Source organism: Nonomuraea sp. PA05, assembly GCF_008086045.1.
Taxonomy (GTDB): Bacteria; Actinomycetota; Actinomycetes; order Streptosporangiales; family Streptosporangiaceae; genus Nonomuraea; species Nonomuraea monospora.
The window spans coordinates 112,506-138,592 of record NZ_VSEY01000020.1 but is presented as its reverse complement, the minus strand read 5'-3'; the positions used below and the strand labels follow the sequence as shown (position 1 = coordinate 138,592).

The following is a 26,087-nucleotide window of genomic DNA, read 5'->3' as shown; positions in this document are numbered from 1 at the left end:
ACATGTCGGGAAATTTGGCGTTTCCTTCAGCCGATTCCGAGCGGGCTACCATGGCAAGCCGAGCCGATGAGGGGGCGAGGCCCATGGCCGTGCTGATCCGCACCAGCGATCTGCCCGCGGCGCGCCGCCACGCCGCCTGGCGCGGCATCGTCTGCGACACTCTCGGCCCGCTCGACCTGCGCATCGACCCCGACGCGCCGTTACGCGGCGAGATCGAGTTCGGCAAGCTCGGCGCCGTGGGCGTCGGCAGGATCAAGACCTCCACCCCGCACAGCGTCCACCGCACCTCCGGCCTGATCCGCCGCGACAACCCCGAGCTGTACCGCGTGGTGCTGACGCTGTCGGGCAGCCCGCGCCTGTCGCAGGACGGCCGGAACACGCAGCTCAGCAGGGGCGAGTTCGCGATCTACGACTTCTCCCGGCCGTACGAGCTGGCCTACGACGCTGCGGTGCGGCTGGCGGTGTTCAGCTTCCCGCGCGACCTGCTCGCCCTGCCTGCCGACGCGGTGGCGGAGCTGGCCGCGCTGCCCATCGGGGCCGGTTCCGGCGCCGCCGCGCTGGCCGTGCCGCTGCTGCGGCGGGTGGCGCTGGACCACGAGACCTATCAGCCGGGCAGCGCCGCGCGGCTGTCGACCGTGGTGACGGACCTGGTCGGCGCCGCCGTGGCCGAGCGCCTGGACCGGGCGCGGTCGCTGCCCGCCGACGCCCGGCAGCGGATGTTGCTGCTGGAGGTGCGCTCGTTCATCGAGCAGCGGCTGGGCGACCTCGGCCTCGACCCGGCGGCCGTCGCGGCGGCGCACCACATCTCCGTGCGCTACCTGCACCGGCTGTTCGAGTCGGAGAATACGACGGTGGCCGCCTGGATCAGGCAGCGGCGGCTCGAACGTTGCCGCGCGGACCTGATCTCGGGGGGCGCCGGGTCGGTCAGCGCGGTCGGCGCCCGGTGGGGGCTGCCGGACGCGGCGCATTTCTCCAGGTTGTTCCGGCAGGCGTACGGGATGCCGCCCGCCGAGTATCGCCGGGCCCATACCGTGCGCTAGTCGTCAATCCGCCTGGCGTCCAGATCCAAGACCGGCGAACCCCTCACCGAGCAGACTGAGGGCACATCGCGAACGAGAAGGGATCTGGAGATGCAGCTCTTCGTCAACATGGCGGTCAAGGACCTGGACAGGTCGAGCAAGTTCTTCACCGAACTCGGCTTCAACCTGTTCGGCATGGCCCAGGGCATGGCGTCGGTCATCATCAGCGAGCAGACGCAGGTGATGCTGCTGGAGGAGCCGGTGTTCGGCTCGTTCACCACCAAGGAGATCGCCGACGCCGCCAGGAGCACCGAGGCGATCCTGTGCCTCGGCGTGGAGAACCCGGCCCAGGTGGACGAGCTGGTGGACAAGGCCCTGGCCGCCGGCGCCACCCCGGCGGGCGTCCCGCAGCAGGGCGGCCCCCGCTACCAGCGCGGCTTCGCCGACCTCGACGGACACCACTGGGAGGTGCTGTGCCTGGTGCCGCCGACCGCGTGAGGACGGATGAGATGAGGACCGACGCGGTCAAGTCGGCCGACGGGACGCTCATCGCCTGCGACGTGTCCGGCGAGGGCCCGGCCGTCGTCCTGGTCCAGGGCGCGTTCTCGGATCGGCGGCATCCATTGATGACCGCCATCGCGGGCGGCCTGGCGCGGTGGTTCACGGTCCATAACTACGACCGTCGCGGGCGCGGCGGCAGCGGTGACACGCAGCCGTACGCGGTGGAGCGCGAGATCGAGGACCTGGCCGCCGTCGTCGAGGCGGCGGGCGGGTCGGCCATGGTGTTCGGCGGCTCGTCGGGCGCGGCGCTGGCGCTGGAGGCGGCGGCCGTGAACCCGTCGATCTCGAAGCTGGCCGTGTGGGAGCCGCCCTACCACGTGGACGGCAGCGCGCCCGCCCTCCCCCTCGACTTCGCCGGGCAGCTCGCCGACCTGGTCGTGATGGGCCTGCGGGGCGAGGCCGTGGAGCGATTCATGGTCGAGGCGGCCGAGCTGCCGCGCGAGGCCGTCGCCGGGATGCGGGCGCATCCCGCCTGGGCCGAGATGGAGGCGGTGGCGCACACGCTGGCCTACGAGGCGGCCGTGCTGGGGCCGGGCAACGCGCTGCCCGCCGAGCGGCTGGCCCGCGTCGCGCAGCCGACGCTGGTGCTCAACGGGGCCGACAGCGCGGCGTGGATGGTCCACGCGGGGGCCGCGGTGGCGGCGGCGGTGCCCGGCGCGGTGCGGCGGGTGCTGGAGGACCAGACGCACAACGTGGCTCCGGAGGCGCTGGTGCCCGAGCTGCTGGAGTTCTTCGTGACGGCCTGACGGCCGCCCGAGGTCCTTTGCGTTACGCAAAGGTCACAAACCTATCGGGTACTCGGTTTTCTGGTGAACACTGTGCTCGTGGACCTCGACGAACTGATCTCGCGCCTCGACCTGCCCGCCAAGATCCGCCTGCTGACCGGGGCCGACATGTGGTCGCTGCCCCCGCTGCCCGAGATCGGGCTCGATCGCCTCGTGATGAGCGACGGGCCCATCGGCGTACGCGGTGAGCAGTGGAGCGCCGCCGACCCCTCGATCGCCCTGCCCAGCCCGACGGCGCTCGCCGCCACCTGGGACGTGGACCTCGTCCGGCGGGCCGGCGGGCTGCTGGCCCAGGAGGCGCGGCGCAAGGGCGTGCACGTGCTGCTCGCCCCCACGCTCAACCTGCACCGCTCGCCGCTCGGCGGCCGGCACTTCGAGTGCTTCTCCGAGGACGCGTACCTGACGGGCGAGATCGGCGCGGCCTACGTCGAGGGGGTGCAGGAGGGCGGGGTCGCGACCACGCCCAAGCACTTCGTGGCCAACGACTTCGAGACCGACCGGTTCACCGTGGACGTGGTGGCCGGCGAGCAGGCGCTGCGGGAGCTCTACCTGAGGCCGTTCGAGCGGGTGGTGGAGGCCGGGGCGTGGGGGATCATGACGGCCTACAACGCGGTCAACGGGACCACCATGACCGAGCACGCCGAGCTGGTCCACGGGGTGCTCAAGGGTGAGTGGGGGTTCGACGGGTTCGTGGTGTCGGACTGGACGGCGGTGCGCTCCACCGAGGCGGCGGCGCTCGGGGGGACCGACGTGGCCATGCCCGGGCCGCACGGACCCTGGGGCGGGCGGCTGGAGGAGGCCGTGCGCGAGGGGCGGGTGCCCGAGTCGGTCGTGGACGATCGCGTGCGCCGCATCCTGCGGCTGGCCGAACGCGTGGGCGCCCTCCGCCCCTCCGGCACGGCCGTCGCCCCCGGCCCGGAGACTGTGGACGGGGTGGCGCTGGTGCGGGAGATCGCCACCCGTGCCTTCACCCTGCTCACCAACGACGGCGTCCTCCCCCTCCAGGGCGCCCCCACCCTGGCCGTCATCGGCGCGGCGGCCCGCGACGCGCGCGTGATGGGCGGCGGCAGCGCCCAGGTGTTCCCCGACCGGATCGTCTCCCCGCTTCAGGGCCTGTCCGGGCGCACCACCGTCCGCTACGCCCTCGGCACCGACCCCCGCGTCCGCCTGTCCCCCCTGCCCGGCCCCGTGACGGCGCAGTTCATGGACGAGGCGGGCCAGACGCTGAGCGAGCAGCCGCTGGCCGACGGCGAGGCGCGCTGGCTGGGCCAGTTGCCGCCCGGCGTGGACGCGCGGCGGCTCAGGACGGTCCGGCTGCGGGCCGCGTACACGGCGCGGGCGAGCGGCGAGCACGAGCTGTCGGTGGCCGGGGTGGGCGCGTTCACGCTGGCCGTGAACGGCGAGCCCGTGCTGGACGAGAGCCTCGGCCTGGAGGTCGGCGACCCGGCCGCGGCGTTCCTGTCGCCGCCGGAGAAGCGGATCGCCGTGCCGATGACGGCGGGCGAGACGTACGAGCTGACGCTGACCCACCCTCCGGGCAGGTTCGGCGGCATGGCGATCGTGTCGTTCACGCTCGGCCACGCGGAGCCGACGCCTGGCGAGGAGGAGTGCCTGGCGGAGGCGGTGCGGACGGCGCGCGCGTGCGACGTGGCGGTGGTGGTGGCCGCGACGACGCCGGAGGTGGAGAGCGAGGGCTTCGACCGGGCGGACCTGCGGCTGCCCGGCCGCCAGGACGAGCTGATCAGCGCGGTCGCCGCCGCGAACCCGCGCACGGTGGTCGTGGTCAACGCGGGCTCTCCGGTGGAGATGCCGTGGCTGCCGGACGTGGCGGCGGTGCTGCTGACCTGGTTCCCCGGGCAGGAGGCCGGGGCGGCGCTGGCCGACGTGCTGTTCGGGGACGCCGAGCCCGGCGGGCGGCTGCCGACGACGTGGCCGGAACGGCTGGCGGACGCGCCGGTGACGGCGGTGACGCCGGTGGACGGCAAGGTGTTCTACGACGAGGGCGTGTTCACCGGGTATCCGGCGTGGCGGCGGGCCGAGCGGCCGCCCGCGTTCTGGTTCGGGCACGGGCTGGGATACACGACGTGGTCGTACGACTCGATCGCGGCGGAGGGCACGACCGTGACCGTCGCCGTCACCAACACGGGCACGCGGTCCGGGCGGGAGGTCGTGCAGGTCTACACCGGGCCGCGCAGGAGGCTGGCCGCGTTCGACGTGGTGGAGGCGGACCCCGGGCAGACCGTGATCACGACGTTGTTCCTGCCGGAGCGGGCGTTCCAGGTGTGGGAGGACGGCTGGCGCACGGTCGAGGGCGAGCACACGGTGGAGGTGGGCCGCGGTTCGGCCGATCTGAGGCTGTCGGCCACGGTGAAGATCTAGTCACAGCCCGGGAACGGGCGGGGGCGCGTTTTCCCTCCTGCACCAGTTGGTTTGTATCCTTCTGAGCATGGCAAAGTCCGAGGACGCAGAGAAGCCGGGGCGTATCAAGCAGCTCCGCATGATCGCGCAGATCATCAAGCAGGCCAATCCCAAGGGGATGCCGATCGTCTTCCTCTCGGCGGTGGGCACGCTGGCTGTGGTCGTCGTGATCGGTCTGGTCACGGGCTACCTGTGGTATTCGGTGTTCATCGGCATCCTGGCCGCGCTCACCGTCGGCCTGGTGGTGTTCGGCCAGCTCGCCCAGAGGGCCCAGTACTCGATCCTGCACGGCCAGACCGGAGCCGCGGCGGCCGTGCTGCAGGGAATGCGCGGCAACTGGCAGGTCACCCCGGCCATCGCGGTCAACCGCGACCAGGACATCGTGCACCTGGTCGTCGGCTACCCGGGCGTCGTGCTGGTGTCCGAGGGGCCGGGCAACCGGGTGGCGAAGATGCTCAAGGCCGAGAAGCAGCGCATCTCGCGGGTGGTGCTGGGCGTCGAGATCTACGACGTCCAGTGTGGTGACGGCGAGGGGCAGGTGCCGCTCGGCAAGCTGCAGCGGCACCTGATGAAGCTGCCGCGCAACCTGAAGAAGCCGTCGGTCAACGAGGTGAAGGACCGGCTGCGCTCGCTGCCGCGCAACATGCCGATGCCCAAGGGCCCGATGCCCAAGGGCGCCCGCATGCCGCGCGGCCCCAAGATGCGCTAGTGCTGTCTCCTTCGTCGCGGGCCAACCGCGGCTGGTGGGACGGCAACGCCGACGACTATCAGGTCGAGCACGGCTCGTTCCTGCGCGACGACGGCTTCGTGTGGGGCCCTGAGGGCCTCGACGAGGCCGGCGCGCGGCTGCTCGGCGAGGTGCGCGGGCGGCAGGTGCTGGAGCTCGGCTGCGGCGCCGCCCAGTGCGCGCGCTGGCTGGTGCGGCAGGGTGCGCGGGTGGCGGCGTTCGACATCTCGCACCGCCAGCTCCGCCACTCCCAGCGCATCGACCTCGACAGCGGCGTGCGTGTCCCGGTGGTGCAGGCCGACGCGGAGGTGCTGCCGTTCGCCGGCGACTGTTTCGACGTGGCCTGCTCCGCGTACGGGGCGCTGCCGTTCGTGGCCGATCCCGGGGCGGTCTTCCGTGAGGTGCGCAGGGTGCTGCGGCCTGGCGGGCGGTTCGTGTTCTCGGTGAGCCATCCCGTCCGGTGGGCCTTTCCCGACGATCCGGGGCCCGGGGGGCTGACGTCCGACCGGTCGTACTTCGACCGCGCCCCGTACGAGGAGCGGGACGAGCGCGGCGAGCTCACCTACGTCGAGCACCATCGCACGATGGCCGACTGGGTGAACCTGCTGGCGGCCTCCGGCCTGACGATCACCGGGCTGCTGGAGCCGGAGTGGCCGGAGGGGCACGAGCGGGTGTGGGGCGGCTGGAGCCCCCTGCGCGGCCGTCACCTGCCCGGCACGGCCATCTTCAGCTGCGCGAACACCTAGCCGCCGGGTCTTCAGCCGCGCGAATACCTGGCGGCCAGCGCGTGGAAGATCTCCTTAGGCTCCCAGCGCGTCTCGTCCAGCATCTTGACCACTCCGTACGAGCCGAGGTCGGCCTCCCCGATGCGCGTGTACCCGGCGAAGGTGAACCAGAGCGCGGTCTCGACGCCCTCCCGCTCGAACAGGTCGAGCAGCTCGGTGAAGTAGCGGACCTGCTCCCCCTCGTCGCGCACCGCGCCCTCGGGCACCGTCCAGGCCATGCCGCCCAGGTCTCCGGCGCCCTGGTAGGCGCAGGTGCCGAACTCGGTGACCGCGACCGGCTTGCCGTGCTTGAAATGCGCGCGCAGCTCGTCGGTGAAGGCGTCCTTGTTGTACGCGGCCCGGTACGCGTCGGCGCCGACCAGGTCGAACGGGCTCCAGTCGATGAACTCCCACGGCCCGGCGGCGTAGGTGACCCGGCCGCCGAAGCGGGCCCTGACGGTGGCGGCGGCCTCGGCGAGGAAGGCGTTGAAACGCTCCATGGTGGCGCCCAGCGCGGTCCACTCGTCGATGCCGGCCGTGGACATCCACGTCAGGCGATCCTCGTAGGTGTCGCCGGGGATGTAGCCGGGGCAGAAGGCGCTGGTCTCGCAGCCGGCGACGAAGACGACCTCGGCGCCGCCACGGCGCAGCGACTCGGCGCGTGCGGCGCAGCGGGCGTACAGCTCCAGGATCCCGGCGTCCGCGAGGTCCACGGGGAACGGCGCGAACCAGACCTCCAGGCCCGCCGCGGCGGCCTGCTCGGCGGCCACGCCCAGCCGGTCGGGGTCGCGGCCCGAGACGCGCACGACCTGGCAGTGCAGCTCGTCGGCGATGACCCGCATCTCGCGGGCGACCACGTCGGCGTCGAACACCGGGCGCGAGCCGCCGGGCCCCGGCAGGAACCCCGTGTCGTAGTTGATGCCCTTCTTCACGATTCGTCTCCTTCGATGGATGAGAAGCCGTGTTCCAGGAGGTCGAACGCCAGCTCGACCTCCTCCCCCAGGAGCCGCCCCGCCTCCTCCAGCGGCACGCCCGTGGACAGCCGGTGGAAGAACGACTCCTGCAACGTCGTGATGGCGGCCGTGATCTGCCCGGCCAGCAGCGCCGCGGCGCGGCCCGCCCCCGCCTCGGTGAGTGCGGCGGCCAGCTCGTGGCGCTGCGCCATGTTGGTCTGGTGCACCCCCGCCAGCAGGGCGGGGCTCGACGAGATCACCCGGATCCTGGTGAACAGCGCCTCGACGTCCACCTCACCGGCGCCCGGCCGGGCCATGCCGCGGTAGTGGGCGCGCAGGGCGGCGAGCGGCGGCTGCCCCTCGGCGCGCCCCGCCACGATCGCGGCCGTGTCGTCCTTGACCGCGTCGAGGACCAGGCAGTCCTTGGACGGGAAGTAGTTGAACAGGGTGACCTTGGCGACCCCGGCCGCCTCGGCGACCTCGTTGACCGTCACGGCGTCGTAGCCGCGCTCGTCGAACAGCCGCAGCGCCACCTCGGAGATCCGCCGCCGGGTCTCCTCCTTCTTGCGCTCCCTGAGCCCCGCCATCATGAGGACAGCATAAACCGTACCGGGTACAAATCTGAACCCGGTACGGTTTTTACATGCGCACGACCATCGTGTTGGACGCCCGGTCGTGGATCCCGCGGTGGTCGCGGTCCCAGATCAGGGCCGGCACGACCAGCGCCAGCAGCACCGTACGCACCAGGACGGGCAGCAGCCGCGGATCGCCCGAGTCCATCGCGGCGACCCTGACGCCCATCAGCCGGTGCCCGAACGTCTGGCCCATCCACCCGACCAGCACCAGGTACTGCAGCGCGAAGACCAGCACCGGCGCCCACGGCGCCTCGGCGGGGTTCATCCTGAGCAGCAGTTGCACGACCACCCAGGTGCAGATCATCCAGTCGATGACCAGCGCGCCGATCCGGCGGCCCCAGCCCGCGATCGACCCGCCGCCCTCCTCGGGCAGCCCGAGGCGCTGACCGGGATATCCGAGATCGACGCCGGCGGCCCTGACCCCGCCCAGCCAGGTCTGCGTCCACCGAGGCTCGTTGCTGCTCATACCTCCAAGGTAGCCGCCCGCGGGGCCGGTCCGGATCGTGACCCAACCGCGTCGCGGACCGGCCATCATGTACGCCATGCCACACGGGGATGATCTAGACCAGCGGTTCAACGAGCTGGTCGCGCAGATAGACGCCGAGCAGCGGCGCAAGATGCGCGACGCCGCCAAGAAGGCGGCCAGGGAGTCACGGCGGGCCAGGGGCGGGGACGCCGGGCGCTTACGCCGGGACGAGCGGAGCGCCGCCTGGGAGCGCCCCGGATGGGACAGCACCGTGTGGGACGCCACCCCGGCCGCACCCCGGCCCCGGCCCCGGCGCAGGGCAGGGCGGGCCTGGCTGGTGCTGGCGGGGCTGACGGCGGTGCTCACGGCGGCGAGCGCGGTGGTCGCACTCCGCCCCGACCTGCTGGTGCCCTCGGGCGCGGTGCCGGAGGAGACGATGCCGGTGGCGGCTCCCCTGCCGTCGCAAGCGGAAGCGGGCCCGGTTCCGGAGGAGACGCAGCCGGTGCAGGAGGGACCGTTCGCGGGCTCCCCGGCGGAGGAGTGGGCCGAGGGCATCGACGGTTTCGTCATGCCCGAGGCCAAGGCGATCGGCGGGCTGTCGAAGAAGGACGTGGCCAAGGGGCTGGAGCGGGCGCGCGACCTGCTGGCCGCCGCCCACCTGAACCACAAGACGATCATGGGTGGTGAGCCGGAGGCGTTCATGAAGCTGCTGCACCCCGAGGAGCGCGCCCGGTTCAGTAAGGACCTCGGCGACAGCTCTCGCACCTGGGTGACGAGCTTCGCGCCGAAGACCGCCGAGCTGACCAGCGAGGTGATCAAGGTGCACGGCACGGCGAAGCTGTCGTCGTTCAAGGAGAAAGGGCGCACCGGCGCGGAGCTGGAGACCAATCACCTCATCGGGTACGCCGTGCGGCGGCCGGGGCAGCCCGGCACGGCGTTGCGGCTCGTCACGCAGCGGTGGGGGACGTTGCACATGTACCGGGAGGCCGGAGAACTGGTCGTCTGGATCACCCGGTGGCGCAGGAGCGCGACGCCCGCGCGGTGCGACGTGAACGACGGCTACATCCATCCCTTCTACGCCGATTCCGCCCCCGGCACGGTGGCGCCCACAGGCGTGCCCGCGGACCCGTACGCCCTGAATGCCCCGGGAAGCAGCGAGTGCGGCGCCTCCGCGGGCACGTGAACCACCTTTGCCGGACCCTGACCCTGCGTAACACGTGCGAAACAATCGAGACACCATACGGAAACGGCCACGCCCTAGCGTCGCAATGATGGCCAGTCCCCAGGGAGGTTCGAGAGTGTTCAACTCCGCCGACGACGTCCTGAAGTTCATCAGCGACGAAGGGGTGCAGTTCGTCGATGTCAGGTTCACCGACCTGCCGGGGACGACGCACCACTTCACCTTCCCGGCAGAGAACTTCGGCGCGAGCGTCTTCACCGATGGGCTCATGTTCGACGGCTCGTCGATCCGCGGCTTCCAGCAGATCCACGAGTCCGACATGCTTCTGCTGCCTGACCCCTCCAGCGCCGTGGTGGACCCGTTCCGCCAGCACAAGACGCTGAATCTGAACTTCTTCGTGCACGACCCGCTGACCGGCGAGGCCTACAGCCGCGACCCGCGCAACGTCGCCCGCAAGGCGGAGGAGTTCCTCAAGGGCACGGGCATCGCCGACACGGTGTACTTCGGCCCGGAGGCCGAGTTCTACATCTTCGACGACGTGCGCTTCGAGACGAAGCAGAACGCCGGCTACTACTACATCGACTCCATCGAAGGCGCCTGGAACACCGGCAAGGCGACCGAGGGCGGCAACCTGGGGTACAAGCCGCGCTACAAGGGCGGCTACTTCCCCGTCCCGCCGATGGACCACTTCACCGACCTGCGCTCGGAGATGGTGCGCAACCTCATCGAGGCCGGCATCGAGGTCGAGATGCAGCACCACGAGGTCGGCACGGCCGGTCAGGCGGAGATCGACTTCAAGTTCGGCACGCTGCTCAGGACGGCCGACAACCTCATGCTCTACAAGTACGTGATCAAGAGCACGGCTCTCGAGTACGGCCACACGGTCACGTTCATGCCCAAGCCGATCTTCGGGGACAACGGCTCCGGCATGCACTGCCACCAGTCGCTGTGGAAGGACGGCTCGCCGCTCTTCTACGACGAGGTCGGCTACGCGGGCCTGTCCGACACCGCCCGCTACTACATCGGCGGCCTGCTCAAGCACGCGCCGTCGCTGCTGGCCTTCACCAACCCGACGGTCAACTCCTACCACCGGCTGGTGCCGGGCTACGAGGCCCCCGTCAACCTGGTCTACTCGCAGCGCAACCGCTCGGCCTGTGTGCGCATCCCGATCACGGGCTCCAACCCGAAGGCCAAGCGCATCGAGTTCCGTGTGCCCGACCCGTCGTGCAACCCGTACTTCGCGTTCTCCGCGATGCTGATGGCGGGCATCGACGGCATCCGCAACAAGATCGAGCCGCCGGAGCCGGTCGACAAGGACCTCTACGAGCTGCCGCCCGAGGAGGCCCGCAACATCCCGCAGGTGCCCGGCTCGCTCACCGACGTGCTCAACGCGCTCGAGGCCGACCACGACTACCTGCTCGAAGGTGGCGTGTTCACGCCCGACCTGATCGAGACGTGGATCGCGTACAAGCGGGAGAACGAGGTGGACCCGATCCGGCTGCGGCCTCACCCGCACGAGTTCGAGCTCTACTACGACGTGTGACGGCCGAACTCTTCGGCGTAACGGAACGGCCCGGCATCGCGTGACGATGCCGGGCCGTTCGCGCGCGCGAGTCCGGATCGGCGAGTAGCGCGGCATACTGGGTGGTGACCTGTCCGCCGTTGCCCTTTTAGTCCTGTCCCCCAGGGGGTGAGAAGTTTGACTTCCGTCCCTCGCCTGCGCTGGCGCATCACCGGCAATCTCGCCCTCCTCCGGGAGCAGGTCGTCGTGTTCGGCCAGGCTTGCGGCTTGCGCGGAGAGCCGCTCCAGAACCTGCTGATCGCCGTCAACGAGGCCGCGTCGAACGCGCTCGAACACGGCGGGGCTGACGAGAATGGTCCACCTGGTCAGAGACGACGCGGGCATACAGGTCGAGGTCATCGACTCGGGCGGTCGCCTGAAGCCGCGGCACCTTGAGCGCAAGCTGGAGCTGCGCCCCACCCGCGGCATGGGGCTCGGGATCATCCAGCGGATCGGCCACGACGTCACGGTCGATCACCCCGGTGGGCACTCCCGCCTGCGCTTCCGCGTGTCCGGCACGCGAGGGAGCGTGCCGGCGTACGGGCCCTTCGGCCGGTCCTTGGACCTGATGGCTCGTTCGGAACGGCTTCGCGCGCAAGCCCAGAGGCTGGCGGGATATACCGCGGACGGCCGGGACCGAGGTCGACTGCGAGAGCTGATCATCGGCCGTTAGGGTGTGCTGATCACGTATCGACCCCGAGCCGAACGGATGGCGCATGACGATCTCCCCGTTCCCGGTCACCCGCAGAGGGCTGCTCAAGCTGGGCGCGGCGGCCGCCGCGACCTCGGCGCTCGCGCCCGCGCGGGCCGCGTCCGCCGCGGCGGGCCGCTTCGAGCTGACCGCCCCGTCCACGTCGCTGATCTGGCGCAAGGCCCTGTACGACGAGACCGTCATGCAGTCGTTCGCCATCGACAACGCCCACGGCCACATCTACACGGTCCAGCTCAAGAACGGCTCGGGCTCGGACGCCGCCGGCCACCTGTGCGTGACCAAGCTCAGCCTGGCGGGCGCCGTGCTCGGCCACATGTACCTCATGGGGTTCGGCCACGGCGTGCAGATCGGCGTGGAGCCGTCCGGCTCGGCCGCCTACCTGTGGACGGAGACCGACGGGGTGCCGAACTCGGAAGGCAGCTCCCGGGGCTCCAGGCTGTGCCGCTTCAAGTTCGTCAGCGGGCAGACGCTGACCACGTCGTCGTCGGCCCTGACGAAGTACGCGCCGGTCGCGGGCGCCACCAACACGACGTGCACGATCGACCCGTCGACCAACCGGCTGGTGACGCGTTACTGGGCCGGCGGCTCGTTCCGGTTCGCGGTCTTCACGCTGGCCTCGGTCAAGGCGGGGGCGCCGCAGCAGGTGTACGACATCGCCCAGCCCGGCGGCCTCGGGACGTTCCAGGGCTACGCGGCGTACGGCGACTTCGTCTACGTGCTGACCGGCAACTCCTACGACATCAGCCCGCCGCCGGGCAACACGTACGTCACCTGCCTGGACCTGCGGACCGGCGAGCAGGTGCAGCGGGCCACGAGCGTGGCGGGCAAGTCGCTGAACTACCGTGAGCCCGAGGGCATGGGCATCCAGATCGTCTCCGGAGCGCCGCGGCTGTGCCTCGGGCTGGCCTCGGAGCCGGGGCCGCGGCTGGCCAGCATCTTCTACAAGAGCGAGCTCATCTGACGACGGGGCAGGGCCCGCTCACCGGCCGGGGAACTCGAAGCGGGGCGCGGCCGGGGTCAGGATCGCCGACTTCGGGGTGACCGGCCACAGCGTGTTGAGCTCGTCGGTGAGCGTGGCCAGCAGCGACTCGACGTCCTTGGCCGCCGTGTCGTGCAGGGCCTCGGCGACGATCAGCACGTTCGACGTGGTGTCGCGGACGGCCGAGTGGCCGCTCTGGCGGTTGGTCCAGCGGCGGGCGTGCGCCCTGCCCGCCGCGTCAGCGAAGATCACCTCGCCGGCGGGCGGCTGCTCCGTGTCGCCGCCGAAGGTCAGGTACGTCTCGTCGCCGGCGGCGTACCCGACCTCGACGTACGAAGTGATGCGGGAGACGTCGAAGACGGCGATCGGGACGGCGTGGGCGATGGAGACCGCGTTGCACAGGTCGATCAGGGGGTGCAGGCGCGGGAGCGAGCCCTCCTTCCTGAAGCGGCGCAGCAGGGCCTCCGAGGCGCACCTGTACTGGGTGGGCTTGAGGCCCATCCGGGTGAAGGTGCGGCGCCACGCCTGGATCTCCGGCAGCTCGCCCTCGGAGGCCGTCGCCAGCCTGGCGGCGGCGCGCTCGGCGTGGGCGGCGATGCGGGCGTCGAGGGTGGTGTCCGGGGTGACGGTGGCGGTGATGCCCTCGGTGTAGAGGGCGGCTGGGACGAGCTCGGGGAAGTCGCGCCAGATGTCGGTCGAATGCTGGAAGAACACGTGCACCCCATCGTCGTGGCCGCCCGGACTGAGGGTCTTCACGATACTCCGGCCACCCCGCCGGACGGCGGCGACGGGCGGGCACCTGCTCAGGTGGACGCGGACGAGCGGGAGCGGCGGGCGGCGGCGGCGTAGCCCGCGCAGGTGAGTGCCGCCAGGACGGCCGCCGCCAGCAGGGGACGCCCGATGACGCCCATGACCGCCACCCCGAGCGTCGCCCCCGTCTGCCGGAACGCGTTGAGCACACCCCCGGCGGTGCCCGCCGTGCCGGGCGGGGCGCTGTTGACCATCCCCGCCATCAGCGCGGGCAGCACGAACGACAGGCCGAAGCCCAGCACCACGAGCCACAGCGTCAGCGCGTCCGTGAGCGCGGTCCCGGCCAGGCCGGCCGCGATGAGGGCCAGGCCGCCGAGGATGGGCGGGCGGGGGCCGTAGCGGGCCACCAGGCGGCCGGTGAGCAGCGGGTTCACCGTCATGGGCAGCGTGAGCGGGAGGAACGCCAGCCCCGCCGCCATCGGGGTCAGGTGGCGGTTGTCCTGGAGGAGCAGCGTCAGCACGAACAGCGCGCCGGAGAAGGCGAAGTTCGCCACGGTGCCCGCGAGCAACTCGGGCCAGGTGGCGGCGAGCAGGCCGCCGGGCAGGGCGGGGGCGTGGCTGCGCCGCTCGGCGAGCACCAGGAGGGCGAGGGCGGCCACGGCCGCCAGGCCCGCCACGGGTGCGGAGCCGATCAGTGCCTCGGCGACCAGGCCGAGGAAGGCGCAGGCCAGGACCTGCACCCACCAGTCGATGGCGCGGCTGCCGCGCGGCGAGACGGCCTTGCGCATGGCCAGCAGGCTGATCAGCGCGATGGGCGGGTTGAGCAGGAAGACGGCGCGCCAGCCGTACAGGTCGACCAGGACGCCGCCGAGCAGCGGGCCGGCCGCGAGCGCGCTGCCGGTGATGGCGGCCCACACGCCGGTGGCGCGGGCGCGGGCGGCGGGCTCGGGGAACAGCTCGGCCAGCAGGCCGAGCGAGCCGCCCGTGCAGAGCGCGCCCGCGACGCCGAGCAGGGCGCGCAGGCCGATCAGCACGCCGAGGTCGGGGGCGGCGGCACTGAGCAGCGAGATGACGCCGAAGGCCGACACGCCGAGCTTGAAGACGCGGGCCGCGCCGTACCGGTCGGCGACCGCTCCTCCGGTGAGCAGGCTGGCGGCGAAGGCGACGGTGTACGCGTTCACCGCCCACTGCTGGCCGGCCACCGTGCCGCCGAGCGAGGCCCGAAGGTCGGGCAGCGCGATCGTCAGGACGGTGGTGTCGAGGATCACCAGGAAGTAGCCGAGAGAGAAACCGAACATGCCCCTCAGCCTGCTGAAACGCGGCCGGGCCGCTCAACAGGCGCAGCCGTGGGGAGCGTTCGGGAAAGCCGTATGCTGGCACGCGTGGAATTGCGGCAATTGAGGGGATTTGTGGCGGTGGCCGCCTGCGGCTCCGTCACGGCGGCCGCCAACGACCTGGGCCTGGCCCCCGCTTCGGTGTCGGAGCAGGTGCGCAGGCTGGAAGCCGCGCTCGGCGTCACGCTCTTCGAACGCACGCCGCGCGGCATGCGCCTGACCGAGCCCGGCGGCGTGCTGCTGACCCGGGCGCAGGGCCTGCTCGACCACGCCGACGAGGTCCGGCGAGCCGTGACGGGCGCGCGCCGCCGGGTGCGGATCGGCGCGCTGGAGATGCTGGCCGCCGCCAGGCTGCCCGCCGTGATCCGCCGCCTGGAGCAGCGCCGACCCGACCTGGACGTCGGCGTCGAGTCGCTCACCAGGCAGGCGCTGCTGGAGGCGGTGGCGGGCGGCCGGCTGGACGCGGCGCTGCTGCTCGACCTGGGCGACCGGGTCGGCGGGCTGGGGTTCGACCGCCCGGCCGGGATGGACCACCTGGACCTGGACGAGGTACGGCTGTCGCTGGTCGCGGCGCCGGACGGCGACCGGGAGCCGCTGCTCGTCAGCCCGCCCGGCTGCTCGATCCGGCTGGCGGCCGATCAGGTGTTCGGCACGGGGACGCCGCGCAGGGAGCTGACCAGCATCGCCACCGCGCGCGAGTGGTCCAGGCAGGGGCTCGGGGCGGCGCTGCTGCCGGACTTCGCGCTGGGGACGGATCTGGACACGGGCGTGCTGGTGGAGCTGGAGTCGCGGGCGCCCGCGCTCGCGTTGCGGCTGGTCTGGATGCGCGAGCGCGAGCCGTCACTGCGCGACGTCCTGTACGCCCTGAGCGCCGCCTGAACCGCGGAGGTCCTGAGCCGCGGAGGTCCTGAGCCGCGGAGGCTACGGGCGCTGGAGGCGGTAGAGCACGTGGCGCCGCAGCGGGCTGTCCTCCGGCACCCGTGGATGGTCGAAGTCCTCGGCCGGATCCCTGGTCATGCCCAGCCGCCGCATCACCGCCTGAGAGCGCACGTTCCGCACGGCGGTCATCGAGACGAGGCCGTCGAGGTCCGCCTCCTCGAAGGCGTACCGGACGGCCCGCCTGGCGGCCTCGATCGCGTACCCCTGCCCCCAGGCCGGGCGTGCCAGCCGCCACCCGATCTCCACGGCGGGCAGGAAGGGCGCCTCGAAGGTCTGCAGCGCGAGCCCGGTGAAGCCGATGAACCGCCCGCTCTCCCGCGCCTCCAGCGCCCACCACGAGTACCCCAGCCGGTCGAAGTGCTCCTCGATCCTGTCGACCAGCGCGTCGCTCTCCGCCCGGGTGAGCGGGGCCGGGAAGTGCTCCATCACCTCGGGGTCGGCGTTCATCGCCGCGAAGGGCTCCCGGTCCTCCTCGCGCCACCAGCGCATGACGAGCCGTTCGGTCTCCACCCGGCCTAGAGTACGCGGCTGAGGAAGGCCCTGGTGCGCGGGCTGCTGGGGTTGTCCAGCACGTCGGCGGGCGTGCCGGACTCGACGACGACGCCGCCGTCCATGAACACGACGCGGTCGGCGACCTCCCGCGCGAACCCGATCTCGTGGGTCACCACGATCATGGTGAGCCCGTCCTCGGCCAGCCCCTTCATGGTGGCCAGCACCTCGCCGACCAGTTCGGGGTCGAGCGCGCTGGTCGGCTCGTCGAACAGCATGAGCTTGGGCCGCATGGCCAGCGCCCTGGCGATCGCGACGCGCTGCTGCTGCCCGCCGGAGAGCTGCCGGGGGTAGCTGCCCGCCTTGTCCTCCAGGCCGACGCGGCGCAGCAGGGCGTGGGCGCGTTCCCTGGCCTGCTCGCGCGGCTCGCCGCGGACGCCGACGGGCGCCTCGACGACGTTCTGCAGCACGGTCATGTGCGGGAAGAGGTTGAACTGCTGGAAGACCATGCCGATCTCCCTGCGCTGGCGGGTGATCCGGCTCTTGCGCAGGTGCCGGACCTTGCCGCCGGACGCCTCGAACCCGATCAGCTCGCCGTCCACGTGGATGGAGCCGCCGTCGATGGTCTCCAGGTGGTTGACGCAGCGCAGGAACGTGGACTTGCCGGAGCCCGACGGGCCGAGCACGACCACGACCTCCTGCGGCTGCACGTCGAGGTCGATGCCCTTGAGCACCTCCAGGTGGCCGAAGTGCTTGCGGACGGCGCGGGCGCGCACCATGGGGACGGTCATGAGGAGGTCACCTCCGTGCGGCGGCGGAAGGCCGCGAAGGCCCAGAAGCTCTGCGGGGCGTTCCTGGTGGCGCCGCGCGCGTAGTGGCGTTCGATGAACGACTGGCCGACGTACAGGATCGAAGTGATCACCAGGTACCAGACGCACGCGACGATCAGCAGCGGGATGGTCTGGAACGTGCGGTTGTAGATGGACTGCACCGTGTAGAGCAGGTCGGCCAGCGCGATGACGCTCACCAGCGACGTGGCCTTCAGCATGCTGATCACCTGGCTGCCGGTGGGCGGGATGATGAAGCGCATGGCCTGCGGCAGCACGATGCGGCGGAAGGTGCGGGCGTTGCTCATGCCCAGTGCGGAGGCGGCCTCGGTCTGGCCAGGGTCCACGGACATGAGGCCGCCACGGATGATCTCCGCCATGTACGCGCCCTCGTTCAGCCCGAGCCCCAGGATGGCGGCCAGCAGCGGCGTGATGAGCTGGTTGGTGTCGGCGGTGACGAACTCGGGCCCGAACGGGACGCCGAAGGAGATCTCCGGCAGCAGGTACGACAGGTTGTACCAGAGCACGAGCTGCACCAGCACGGGCGTGCCGCGGAAGAACCACACGTAGAGCCCGCAGGCGCCTCTGGCCACGGGGTTCTCCGACAGCCGGCCGATGGCCAGCAGCACGCCCAGCGCCACGCCGACGGCCATGGCGATCACGGTGAGCAGCAGCGTGGTGAAGATGCCCTGGCCGATGAGCTGGGCGTTGACGTAGCTGCCGACCACGTCCCACTGGAAGTTGGGGTTGGTCACGAGGAGGCTGACGAGCTGGGCGGCCAGCACGAGCAGCACGGCCGAGGCGACCCAGCGCAGGGGGTGGCGGGTGCGCGCGGCACCGGCGACGTCGATCTCGGAGGGTTCGCTCATGATTTCGCCAGGTTGACGCCGGCCTGGTCCAGCTTGTTGTCGGAGGTCTTCCACTTGGTCATGATCTGTTCGTACGTGCCGTTGTCCATGAGCTTCTGGATGCCGTCCTTGAGCACGTCGCGCAGCGGCGAGTCCTTGGCCACGACGGCCCCCTGGTAGAGGTCGTCGAACCCGTTGGGCTGCCCCTTGCCGGCCAGCTCCAGCTTGCCGCCGGCCTGGTCGACGAAGTAGGTGAGCGGCGCCTGGGAGGAGAAGAACGCGTCCGCGCGGCCCGAGCTGACCGCCAGCACGGAGGTGGGCTGGTCCTTGTACGACTGCACGGTGATCTTCTGCTTGCCCTCCTTGGCGCAGGCCGCGGACTGACCCTTGATCACCGCCTCGGCGGAGCCGCCCGCCATGACCGAGATCTTCAGCCCGCACGTGTCGGCCACCGAGCCGATCCGGTCCGGGTTGCCCTTCGGCACCGCGAACACCACGTACTCCTTGACCCAGTCCACGAAGTCGTTGTTCTTCTGCCGGTCGGGGAAGTCGCCCACGGGGCCGATGGCGAAGTCGTAGCGGCCGGAGGCGATGCCGGTCAGCGAGCTGGGCAGGCCGTCCACCGTGACGTGCTCGATCTTGACGCCGAGCACCTGGCCGAGCGCGTCGGACATGTCGGCGGCGGCGCCGGTCAGGGATCTGCCGTCGGGGCCGGCGATCTCGTACGGGGGGAACGAGCCGTTGTTGACCGAGATCAGCTTGCCCGCTTGCTTGACCTTGTCGGGCAGGCGGTCGTACAGGGCCTGGTCCTTGGTCTGGGCGGCGGCGGAGGCCTGCCCTGTGGGCTCCAGGACGCCCTCGGCCTCCGGCGGGTTGGCGCCGCAACCGGCGAGCAGCAGGGCGGCGGCGCAGAGCAGGGCGGTGGCGCGCTTGCCGGCGTGCTCAGGCATGCTGCTCCAATCGCGGGTCCACGGCGAAGCGCCGGTTCTCGAGGACGGGCAGCGTGCGGCGGGCGGCGGCCAGCTCGTCGGCGGACGCGTCGGCCCACAGCAGGCCTGGCGCGTCACCGAGCCGGGCCCTGGTGATGCCGAGCGGGTCGACGACCATGCTGGCCCCGATGTTGCGCCGGCCGCACTCGCCTGAGGCGGCCACGTAGCAGGTGTTCTCCAGCGCGCGGGCGGTGACCATGACCTCCCAGTGCCACTCCTTGGCCGGGCCGCGCACCCAGGCGGCGGGCAGCGCGAGCACCTGGGCGCCCTGGTCGGCCAACAGCCGGGCCATCTCGGGGAAGCGCACGTCGTAGCAGGTCATCAGGCCGACCTTCCAGCCGGCGCAGTCGAAGACGACGGGCGCGTTCACGCCGGGGACGACGTTGTCGGACTCGCGGCGGCCGAACGCGTCGTACAGGTGCAGCTTCACGTAGGTGGCGACGATCTCGCCGTCCCTGGCGGCGACCAGCACGTTCGACACCCGGCCGTCGGGGGCGGGCACGTGCACGCCGGCGACGACGGTGGTGGCGCTGCCGCGGGTGCGTTCGACGAGCCCGCTGACGAACGGCCCGTCGAGCGGCTGCGCGGCCTCACGGATGCGGACGGGCTCGTCCACGAAGAGCGCGAGCGCCCCTTCGGGCAGGACCAGCAGGTCCGCCTGCCCTTCCGCGGCCCGGTCGATGAGCTCCTGGCAGGTCTTGAGGTTGGCGTTCCAGTCCTCCGCGGAGGCGAACTGTCCAACGGCGATCCTCATGCGGTGAAGACCTCCTCGGCGTCGATGCGGCGGTTCGAGATCCCCTGGGCGTGCAGCTCCTCGCAGAAGGCGGCGACCATGGGGGCGTTGATGGCGGCGCCGTACGGCATCCAGTCCTGGCCGAAGGTGCGGGCCGTGTCGGTCAGGTCGGCGAGCAGCCACGGCGTGGTGTCGGTGAGCAGCCGCCGCCGGGCCAGCCAGTGCCGCTTGGAGCGCAGGAACAGCTCCAGCACGGCCGCGGGCAGTCCCGGGTCGCGCTCGACGGTCTCGCGCTTGAGCGTGACGATGTGGATGCCGGGCACGAAGCCGGTCCGTTTGTAGTAGGCCCGCTCGGCGGCGCGGTGGTCGGGCAGCAGGTGGCGGAAGCGGCTGCCGGGGGTGAAGAACTCCTCCGGCATGAACGGCGTCATGATCGCGTCGTAGCGGCCATCGGCGAGGCCTTCTGCCAGGCCGTCCCCGGTGAGCGAGACGTTGTCGGGGAACGGCACGGGCCCGACCCGGTCCTTGCCGGTCTCCCCGGCCACCAGCGGGCCGACCGTCCAGTCGATGCCGGTGAGGTCGACGCCCTCGGCCCGCAGCAGGGCGCGGGTCCAGGTGTTGCCGGAGTCGGGCCAGCCGGTGAGCCCGATGCGGGCGCCCTTCAGCTCGTCCAGCGTGGTCAGGCCGCTGTCGCGGCGGACGAGCACGCAGCGGTGCCGGAAGCCGCGCATCACGAAGACGGGCAGGCCCACCAGCCGGTCGTCGCCGGCGGCGCGGCCGAGCACGTACCGGCTGAAGGAGGTCTCGCCTCCGTCGATGCCGGGTTCGCTGAGCACGTCGGGCGTGACGGCACGGGACTCGAGGTCCAGCTCGAACCCCTCGGGCCGGACGGCCCCGGTCACTACCGGCACGAGATGGTCCCAATCCCGCACGGCAAGACGGATTTTCGCCATAAAACACCTCAAACGGGCGATAGTTGCCGTTAATTGCCAGAAACCATATGTTCAGGCAGAGGACCTGCACAAGAAGATCTTTGTTGCTGAACAAAGATTTACAGGGGGACAAAGTGGACAGCTCCTGGCTGGCGCAGCGCATCGCCGACCCGAGCGCTCGCGGGATCGCCGCCGCCCTGACCGACTTGATCAGGCAGGGCGCGCTCACGCCGCAGACGCGCCTGCCGACGGTCCGCGGCCTGGCCAGGGAGCTGGGCGTCAGCTCGGGAACGGTCGCCGAGGCCTGGTCGGAGCTGCGCAGGCACGGGATGATCAGGACCGAGCGGCGGCGCGGGACCGTCGTGCTCGGCCCGCCCGACGTGCCCCGCCCGATCCGGTACGAACGCATCGGCCACTGGGGCGACCGCCTGGCCATCGACCTGACCATCGCCTCCCCCGACGCTGCGCTGCTGCCGCCGCTGGAGTCGGCCCTGACCGCGGCGGCCCGCGCGGACGGCCTCAACGACTACGCCCGCGAGACGATCACGCCCCGGCTGCGGGCCGCCGTCGAGCCCGATTGGCCGTTCCACGCGGGCGGCTGGCTGGCGGTCGGCGGCGGGTACGAGGGCGTCCAGCTCCTCTGCCAGACCACGGCCCTGCCTGGCGACAGGATCGCGATCGAGGAGCCGACAGGGGCTCGGCTGCTGGACATCCTGGAGACGATCGGCGTCGAGATCGTCCCGGTCGCCTGCGACGAGCGGGGGCCCGTCCCCGGCGCGCTGGCCAAGGCGCTGCGGGCCAGGCCGGTGGCGTTCGTCTACCAGCCGCGCGGCCAGTCGCCGTGCGGCCACGCGGTGACGGCGGAGCGCTCGGCCGAGCTGGCGGCGCTGCTGGAGCCGACCGGCACGCTCGTCGTCGAGGACGACGGGATCGGCGAGCTGTCGGTCTCGCCGATGGTCAGCATGGGCTCGTACTTCCCCGACCGTACGGTGCTGGTCAGGTCCTACTCCAAGTCGCACGGCCCCGACCTGCGCATCGCGGTCGTCGGCGGGGCGGCGGACGCGGTGGAGCGGGTACGCGTGCTGCGCAGCTTCGGCACCGGCTGGACCAGCAGGATCCTCCAGGACACGCTGGCCCACCTGCTCGGGGACGCCGCCGTGCGCGAGCGCGTCAGGCACGCCCGCGACGCGTACGCGCGGCGCCGGGCCGGCCTGGCCGCGGAGCTGGCGGCCCGCGGCGTGCGGACGGGCGGCGGCGACGGCCTGGTGCTCTGGGTCCCGGTGCGCGACGAGCCCGCCGCCCTGGTCACGCTGGCCGCGCACGGCATCTCCGTCGCGCCGGGCAGCCGCTACGTGGTCGAGCCCGCCGCCGCCCACCACCTGCGGCTGGCCACGGCGCGGCTCACCGACGACCCGGCCGAGCTGTCCGCACTCGCCGACGTGATCGCCCTGGCCGCGCTCGGCGGCCAGCGGCTCAACGCCGCGACTTGATCCCGGTGATGCGCCGGAAGACGTCCCACCAGAACGGCGCGCCGAACAGCAGCGCCACATACGTCAGCAGATAGCCGGGCCAGTGGCTCGGCGTGGTGACCCGATCCCACCACGCCGCGAAGTTGCCCTGCACGCTCGGCTCGCCCTGCGCCGGGATCGACACGCTGACCATCGCCTGCCCCATCATCTTGACCAGGGCGGGCTCGCTGAGCAGCTCGGTCACGCACGGCACCGGGGCGCCGCCCGTGCACTGCCGCTCCAGCTCGTCGTAGGCGTCCGGCCCCGCCTCCGCCACGGCCGTCACCGAGCTGCGGAAGGCGTTGTCCCGCAGCAGCGTCTTGGCGTACTCGAAGCCGTCCATCGAGAACAGCAGCGTCACCACGACGCCCAGCACGGCCAGCACCCACTTGACGTAGCGCTTGTACAGCATGGACAGCCGCTGCATCTCCCCGTCGAACCAGGTCTCCACCCCCCTCCTGAACCGGTCGAGGTCGCCCTGCGCGCTCTCCCACACGCCCTTGAGGTGGCCGTACAGGGGGCTGTCGATCCGCTGCAGCTTCTTCAGGAACTCGGTGACGTCGCCGTTCTCCATCGCCGTCAGCTCCATCACGGCCACCGCGAACCGCTGGGGCGGGATGTCGGAGATGCTGGTCCTGCCCCGCTTGGCGTGGTCGATCTCGCGTACCCGCTCGTACAGGAGGTTCATCATCGACTCGCCCGTCCTCACCTCCGGCAACCGACCGGGCTCGGCGGGCGCGGGCCGGTCGGTGTGCCTCGGCCTGGGGTCGCGGCCGAAGGGCAGCGCGAGCAGCACGTCGCGGACGCTGGCGGGCAGCCACGACGGCGACTTGTCGCCGACTCCGTCCAGGGTGTCCCTGAGGTAGGCCCAGAGGAACTTGCTGCGGATGGACAACACCCGCACGAACGCCTCGTTGAGGCCGCTCACCAGCAGCGACAGCAGCAGGAACGCCACCACCAGGCCGAGGGCCAGATCCACGTATACGGATAACACGGCGCATTGATACACCCACGCCGTGTGGCCGCGCAATCAGGCGCCGTAGAAGACCCGGTCCACCACCTTGCGGGCGCGCCGGGTGACCCGCCGGTAGTCGTCGAGGAAGTCCTCAGAGCCGTCGGGCGGGTAGCCGAGCGTTCTGGCCAGCATCCTGCGCTCCCCGGCGTCACGCGGGATGCTGTCTCCCGGCCGGCCCTTCACCAGCATGAGCGCGTCGCGCACCCGCGAGGCGAACCGCCAGGCCTCGGCGAGGACGGCCTCGTCGGCCGGGGCCAGCAGCTCCTCCCCCACGGCCGCCCGCAGCGCCTCCAGCGTGCGGGTGGTCCGCAGGGACGGCAGTGTCCCTGCGTACCGGAGTTGCAGGAGCTGGGCCACCCACTCCACGTCGGACAGCCCGCCCGGCCCCAGCTTGGTGTGCAGGGCGGGGTCGGCGCCGCGCGGCAGCCGTTCGGCCTCCATGCGGGCCTTGAGCCGCCGGATCTCCCTGACCGCGTCGTCGGGAATGCCGCCGCGCGGATAGCGCAGCTCGTCGGCCATGGCGGTGAACGCCGCGCCCAGCTCGGCGTCGCCCGCCGAGAAGCGGGCGCGCAGCAGCGCCTGCGCCTCCCACGGCGACGACCACCGCGAGTAGTAGGCCCGGTAGGAGGCCAGCGTCCGCACCAGCGGCCCCTGGCGGCCCTCCGGGCGCAGATCGGGGTCGATGAGCAGCGGCGGGTCGGGGGCGGGCAGCGACAGCAGCCGCCGCAGCTCGTTGGCGACGGCGAAGGCGGCGTCGGTGGCCTCGCGCTCGCCGACCCCGGGCAGCGGCGAGTGCACGAACATGACGTCGGCGTCGCTGGCGTAGGAGCACTCCATGCCGCCCAGCCGGCCCATCGCGATGATCGCGAAGGACGTGACGCCGTCGGCCCTGCCGAGCGCGGCGCCCAGCGCGGCCTGCAAGGTCACGTCGTTGAGCCGCGACAGCGCGCTGCCGACCGTCTCGATGTCGATCAGGCCGGAGATGTCGGCCACGGCCGTGCGGAACAGCTCCTTGCGCCGCAGCGCCCGCACCGCCGCGACGGCCGTCCCTGGGTCGCCCGCGTGCCGGGTCACCGCGGCGGACGCCTCGCCGAGCAGCGACTCGGGCGGGCGCACGGCCAGCTCGTCGTCGGAGCCCAGCATGGCCACCGCGTCGGGGGCGTGCATGAGCAGGGTGGTGGCGTAGCGGCTGGTGCCGAGCACCCGCGCCATCCTGGCGGCCACCGCGGTCTCGTCGCGCAGCAGCCGCAGGTACCAAGGCGTGCTGCCCAGCTTGTCGCTGACCTGGCGGAACCCGAGCAGCGCCGCGTCCGGGTCGGGCGTGTCGGCGAACCAGCCGAGCATGACGGGCAGCAGCGTGCGCTGGATGGCGGCCCGCCTGGACACGCCGGTGGACAGGTTGGCGATGTGGCGCAGCGCGCCCCGCGGATCGACGTAGCCGAGCGCCTCCAGCCGGGCCGCCGCCGCGGCGGTGGACAGCCGCGCCTCCGACTCCGGCAGCCGCGCCACGGCCTGCAGCAGCGGCCGGTAGAACAGCTTCTCGTGCAGCCGCCGCGCCTCCATCGCGTGCCGCCGCCACCGCGCCGTGAACTCCCCCACCGGATCGGCCTGCATGCCCAGCGCCCGGCCGAGCCTGCGCAGATCGGCCTCGTCCGTGGGCACGATGTGGGTGCGCCGCAGCCGGTGCAGCTGCAACAGGTGCTCGACCCGGCGCAGGAACGAGTACGCCTCCGCCAGGCCCCGCGAGTCGTCACGGGCGACGTAGCCGCCCCGCGACAGCGCCGCCAGCGCGGGCAGCGTGCCCCTGCGGCGCAGCAGCGGGTCGAGCCTGCCGTGCACGAGCTGCAGGAGCTGCACCGCGAACTCGATGTCGCGCAGCCCGCCGGGGCCGAGCTTGAGCTGCCGCTCGCCCTCCGACCGCACGTGCGCCTCGACGCGGCGGCGCATGGCCTGCACGTCCTCGACGAAGTGCTCGCGGGTGGCGGCCGTCCAGACCAGCTCGTTGACGGCCTCGACGTAGGCGGCGCCCAGCTCCAGGTCACCCGCCACGGGCCTGGCTTTGAGCAGCGCCTGGAACTCCCACGTCTTGGCCCAGCGGCGGTAGTAGGCGAGGTGGCTGGCGAGCGTGCGGACCAGCGGCCCCGCGCGGCCCTCCGGCCGCAGCCCGGCGTCCACCTCCCACAGCGAGCCCTCGGGGGTGGTGGCCGAGCAGGCCCGCATCATGGCCTGGGCCAGGCGGGTGGCGGCACGCAGCGCCTTGGCCTCGTCTGCGCCCTCCCTCGGCTCCGCCACGAAGATCACATCGACGTCGCTGATGTAGTTGAGCTCCCTGGCGCCGCACTTGCCCATGCCGATGACGGCGAAGCGGACCTCGCCGGCGTCCACCTCCGTGCGCGCGACGGCCAGCGCGGCCTCCAGCGCGGCGCCCGCCAGGTCGGACAGCTCGGCGGTGACCTCGGTGAGCGTGGCCTGCCCGGTGAGGTCGCGGGCGGCCAGGTGCGCCAGACGGCCCCGATAGGCCACGCGCAACGCCGTCAGCGCACCGGTGCCGCCCTCGGCCGCGTGTGGCTCGGTCTCGCCGGGGTCGGCGCCGACCGCTCGCAGCAGCTCGGCCCTGGCCTCGCCCAGGCTCGGCTCCGCCAGGCGAGCCACCTGGCCCGGATGCCGTACGAGGTGCTCGCCGAGCGCGGCGCTGACCCCGAGCACGGCCAGCAGCCTGCACCTGAGGCCCTCGTCGGCGCGGACGGTGCCGAGGACGGCGGGCTCGCGCTCGATGAGGCGGGTCAGCGACACCAGCGCCTGGTCGGGATCGGCCACGGCGACCAGGGACTCCAGGATGTCGGTCAGGTCGGCCCCCGACTGGCGGAGGAGCTGCGCCGCCCTGGCTCCGTCGGCGAAACCTAGCTTGGCGAGCCGCGCGGCGGTGGATTCGATCCTGGGCACCTCTCCATCTTGACAGCTCT

Annotated in this window: 25 protein-coding genes; 12 read left to right on the top strand and 13 right to left on the bottom strand. The window is 72.1% G+C overall.

Annotated elements, in window-relative coordinates; translation table 11 throughout:
• Positions 1-83 precede the first annotated feature (83 nt).
• The 6 genes from FXF51_RS29860 (at position 84) to FXF51_RS29835 (ending at position 6,256) form a co-directional block, all read left to right on the top strand.
• Positions 84-1,040 carry a helix-turn-helix domain-containing protein gene (locus FXF51_RS29860; RefSeq protein WP_187414642.1) on the top strand — a complete coding sequence of 319 codons (957 nt, stop codon included), beginning with the start codon at positions 84-86 and terminating at the stop codon, positions 1,038-1,040.
• Between the two features lie 90 nt (positions 1,041-1,130).
• Positions 1,131-1,517, top strand: a complete 387-nt coding sequence (locus FXF51_RS29855) for a VOC family protein (RefSeq protein ID WP_148438015.1) — start codon at positions 1,131-1,133, stop codon at positions 1,515-1,517.
• 11 nt (positions 1,518-1,528) lie between these two features.
• Positions 1,529-2,326, top strand: coding sequence for an alpha/beta fold hydrolase (locus FXF51_RS29850; RefSeq protein WP_148438014.1), 798 nt, complete (start codon positions 1,529-1,531; stop codon positions 2,324-2,326).
• Between the two features lie 63 nt (positions 2,327-2,389).
• Positions 2,390-4,744: a beta-glucosidase family protein gene (locus tag FXF51_RS29845; RefSeq protein ID WP_316247647.1), complete on the top strand. Its 2,355-nt coding sequence runs from the start codon at positions 2,390-2,392 to the stop codon at positions 4,742-4,744.
• Positions 4,745-4,811: 67 nt separating this feature from the next.
• Positions 4,812-5,492, top strand: coding sequence for a DUF4191 domain-containing protein (locus tag FXF51_RS29840; protein ID WP_148438013.1), 681 nt, complete (start codon positions 4,812-4,814; stop codon positions 5,490-5,492).
• A complete protein-coding gene (locus FXF51_RS29835) occupies positions 5,492-6,256 on the top strand; it encodes a class I SAM-dependent methyltransferase (protein WP_148438012.1) in 765 nt (254 codons plus the stop codon). Before FXF51_RS29840 ends, FXF51_RS29835 begins: the two co-directional genes overlap by 1 nt.
• A gap of 11 nt (positions 6,257-6,267) precedes the next feature.
• Here the strand turns inward: FXF51_RS29835 and FXF51_RS29830 are convergent, their stop codons facing one another.
• From FXF51_RS29830 to FXF51_RS29820, 3 genes are read right to left on the bottom strand one after another with little or no spacing between them, the layout of a single operon-like run.
• Positions 6,268-7,206, bottom strand: a complete 939-nt coding sequence (locus FXF51_RS29830; RefSeq protein ID WP_222871529.1) for a hypothetical protein — start codon at positions 7,204-7,206, stop codon at positions 6,268-6,270.
• Complete coding sequence (locus FXF51_RS29825) at positions 7,203-7,817, bottom strand: TetR/AcrR family transcriptional regulator (protein WP_262379921.1); 615 nt, start codon at positions 7,815-7,817, stop codon at positions 7,203-7,205. Before FXF51_RS29825 ends, FXF51_RS29830 begins: the two co-directional genes overlap by 4 nt.
• A gap of 49 nt (positions 7,818-7,866) precedes the next feature.
• Positions 7,867-8,328 (bottom strand): RDD family protein, encoded by a 462-nt coding sequence (locus tag FXF51_RS29820; protein ID WP_148438010.1) that lies wholly within the window; start codon positions 8,326-8,328, stop codon positions 7,867-7,869.
• A 76-nt stretch (positions 8,329-8,404) separates the two neighbouring features.
• Here FXF51_RS29820 and FXF51_RS29815 point away from each other — a divergent pair, with 76 nt between their 5' ends.
• From FXF51_RS29815 to FXF51_RS29800, 4 genes are all read left to right on the top strand, one after another.
• Positions 8,405-9,511: a hypothetical protein gene (locus tag FXF51_RS29815; RefSeq protein ID WP_148438009.1), complete on the top strand. Its 1,107-nt coding sequence runs from the start codon at positions 8,405-8,407 to the stop codon at positions 9,509-9,511.
• A gap of 115 nt (positions 9,512-9,626) precedes the next feature.
• Positions 9,627-11,051 carry a type I glutamate--ammonia ligase gene (glnA, locus tag FXF51_RS29810; protein ID WP_148438008.1) on the top strand — a complete coding sequence of 475 codons (1,425 nt, stop codon included), beginning with the start codon at positions 9,627-9,629 and terminating at the stop codon, positions 11,049-11,051.
• A 331-nt stretch (positions 11,052-11,382) separates the two neighbouring features.
• A complete protein-coding gene (locus FXF51_RS29805) occupies positions 11,383-11,742 on the top strand; it encodes an ATP-binding protein (protein ID WP_148438007.1) in 360 nt (119 codons plus the stop codon).
• A 43-nt stretch (positions 11,743-11,785) separates the two neighbouring features.
• The gene (locus FXF51_RS29800; RefSeq protein ID WP_148438006.1) at positions 11,786-12,742 is read left to right on the top strand and encodes a teichoic acid biosynthesis protein C; all 957 of its coding nucleotides are present in this window, start codon (positions 11,786-11,788) and stop codon (positions 12,740-12,742) included.
• An 18-nt stretch (positions 12,743-12,760) separates the two neighbouring features.
• Here FXF51_RS29800 and FXF51_RS29795 read toward each other — a convergent pair whose 3' ends face one another.
• Entirely contained in the window at positions 12,761-13,516 is a 756-nt protein-coding gene (locus FXF51_RS29795; RefSeq protein ID WP_262379920.1) for a B3/4 domain-containing protein, read from the bottom strand.
• 47 nt (positions 13,517-13,563) lie between these two features.
• Positions 13,564-14,808 (bottom strand): MFS transporter, encoded by a 1,245-nt coding sequence (locus FXF51_RS29790; RefSeq protein WP_148438005.1) that lies wholly within the window; start codon positions 14,806-14,808, stop codon positions 13,564-13,566.
• 84 nt (positions 14,809-14,892) lie between these two features.
• Here FXF51_RS29790 and FXF51_RS29785 point away from each other — a divergent pair, with 84 nt between their 5' ends.
• Positions 14,893-15,723: a LysR family transcriptional regulator gene (locus FXF51_RS29785; protein WP_148438004.1), complete on the top strand. Its 831-nt coding sequence runs from the start codon at positions 14,893-14,895 to the stop codon at positions 15,721-15,723.
• Between the two features lie 42 nt (positions 15,724-15,765).
• Here the strand turns inward: FXF51_RS29785 and FXF51_RS29780 are convergent, their stop codons facing one another.
• From FXF51_RS29780 to FXF51_RS29755, 6 genes are read right to left on the bottom strand one after another with little or no spacing between them, the layout of a single operon-like run.
• Complete coding sequence (locus tag FXF51_RS29780) at positions 15,766-16,293, bottom strand: GNAT family N-acetyltransferase (RefSeq protein WP_262379919.1); 528 nt, start codon at positions 16,291-16,293, stop codon at positions 15,766-15,768.
• Between the two features lie 5 nt (positions 16,294-16,298).
• The gene (locus FXF51_RS29775) at positions 16,299-17,063 is read right to left on the bottom strand and encodes an amino acid ABC transporter ATP-binding protein (protein ID WP_316247646.1); all 765 of its coding nucleotides are present in this window, start codon (positions 17,061-17,063) and stop codon (positions 16,299-16,301) included.
• Positions 17,060-17,968, bottom strand: coding sequence for an amino acid ABC transporter permease (locus FXF51_RS29770; protein ID WP_148438003.1), 909 nt, complete (start codon positions 17,966-17,968; stop codon positions 17,060-17,062). Before FXF51_RS29770 ends, FXF51_RS29775 begins: the two co-directional genes overlap by 4 nt.
• Positions 17,965-18,897, bottom strand: coding sequence for an ABC transporter substrate-binding protein (locus FXF51_RS29765; RefSeq protein WP_148438002.1), 933 nt, complete (start codon positions 18,895-18,897; stop codon positions 17,965-17,967). Before FXF51_RS29765 ends, FXF51_RS29770 begins: the two co-directional genes overlap by 4 nt.
• Entirely contained in the window at positions 18,890-19,690 is an 801-nt protein-coding gene (locus FXF51_RS29760) for a deaminated glutathione amidase (RefSeq protein WP_148438001.1), read from the bottom strand. Before FXF51_RS29760 ends, FXF51_RS29765 begins: the two co-directional genes overlap by 8 nt.
• The gene (locus FXF51_RS29755) at positions 19,687-20,580 is read right to left on the bottom strand and encodes a hypothetical protein (RefSeq protein ID WP_222871526.1); all 894 of its coding nucleotides are present in this window, start codon (positions 20,578-20,580) and stop codon (positions 19,687-19,689) included. Before FXF51_RS29755 ends, FXF51_RS29760 begins: the two co-directional genes overlap by 4 nt.
• A gap of 155 nt (positions 20,581-20,735) precedes the next feature.
• Here FXF51_RS29755 and FXF51_RS29750 point away from each other — a divergent pair, with 155 nt between their 5' ends.
• Entirely contained in the window at positions 20,736-22,091 is a 1,356-nt protein-coding gene (locus tag FXF51_RS29750) for a PLP-dependent aminotransferase family protein (RefSeq protein WP_222871525.1), read from the top strand.
• On the opposite strand, the gene FXF51_RS29745 is transcribed toward FXF51_RS29750, so the two are convergent.
• Both FXF51_RS29745 and FXF51_RS29740 read right to left on the bottom strand, forming a co-directional pair.
• The gene (locus FXF51_RS29745) at positions 22,075-23,103 is read right to left on the bottom strand and encodes a hypothetical protein (RefSeq protein WP_148437998.1); all 1,029 of its coding nucleotides are present in this window, start codon (positions 23,101-23,103) and stop codon (positions 22,075-22,077) included. The genes FXF51_RS29750 and FXF51_RS29745 overlap by 17 nt on opposite strands.
• Before the next feature lie 36 nt (positions 23,104-23,139).
• The gene (locus FXF51_RS29740) at positions 23,140-26,067 is read right to left on the bottom strand and encodes a bifunctional [glutamine synthetase] adenylyltransferase/[glutamine synthetase]-adenylyl-L-tyrosine phosphorylase (protein ID WP_148437997.1); all 2,928 of its coding nucleotides are present in this window, start codon (positions 26,065-26,067) and stop codon (positions 23,140-23,142) included.
• Positions 26,068-26,087 lie beyond the last annotated feature (20 nt).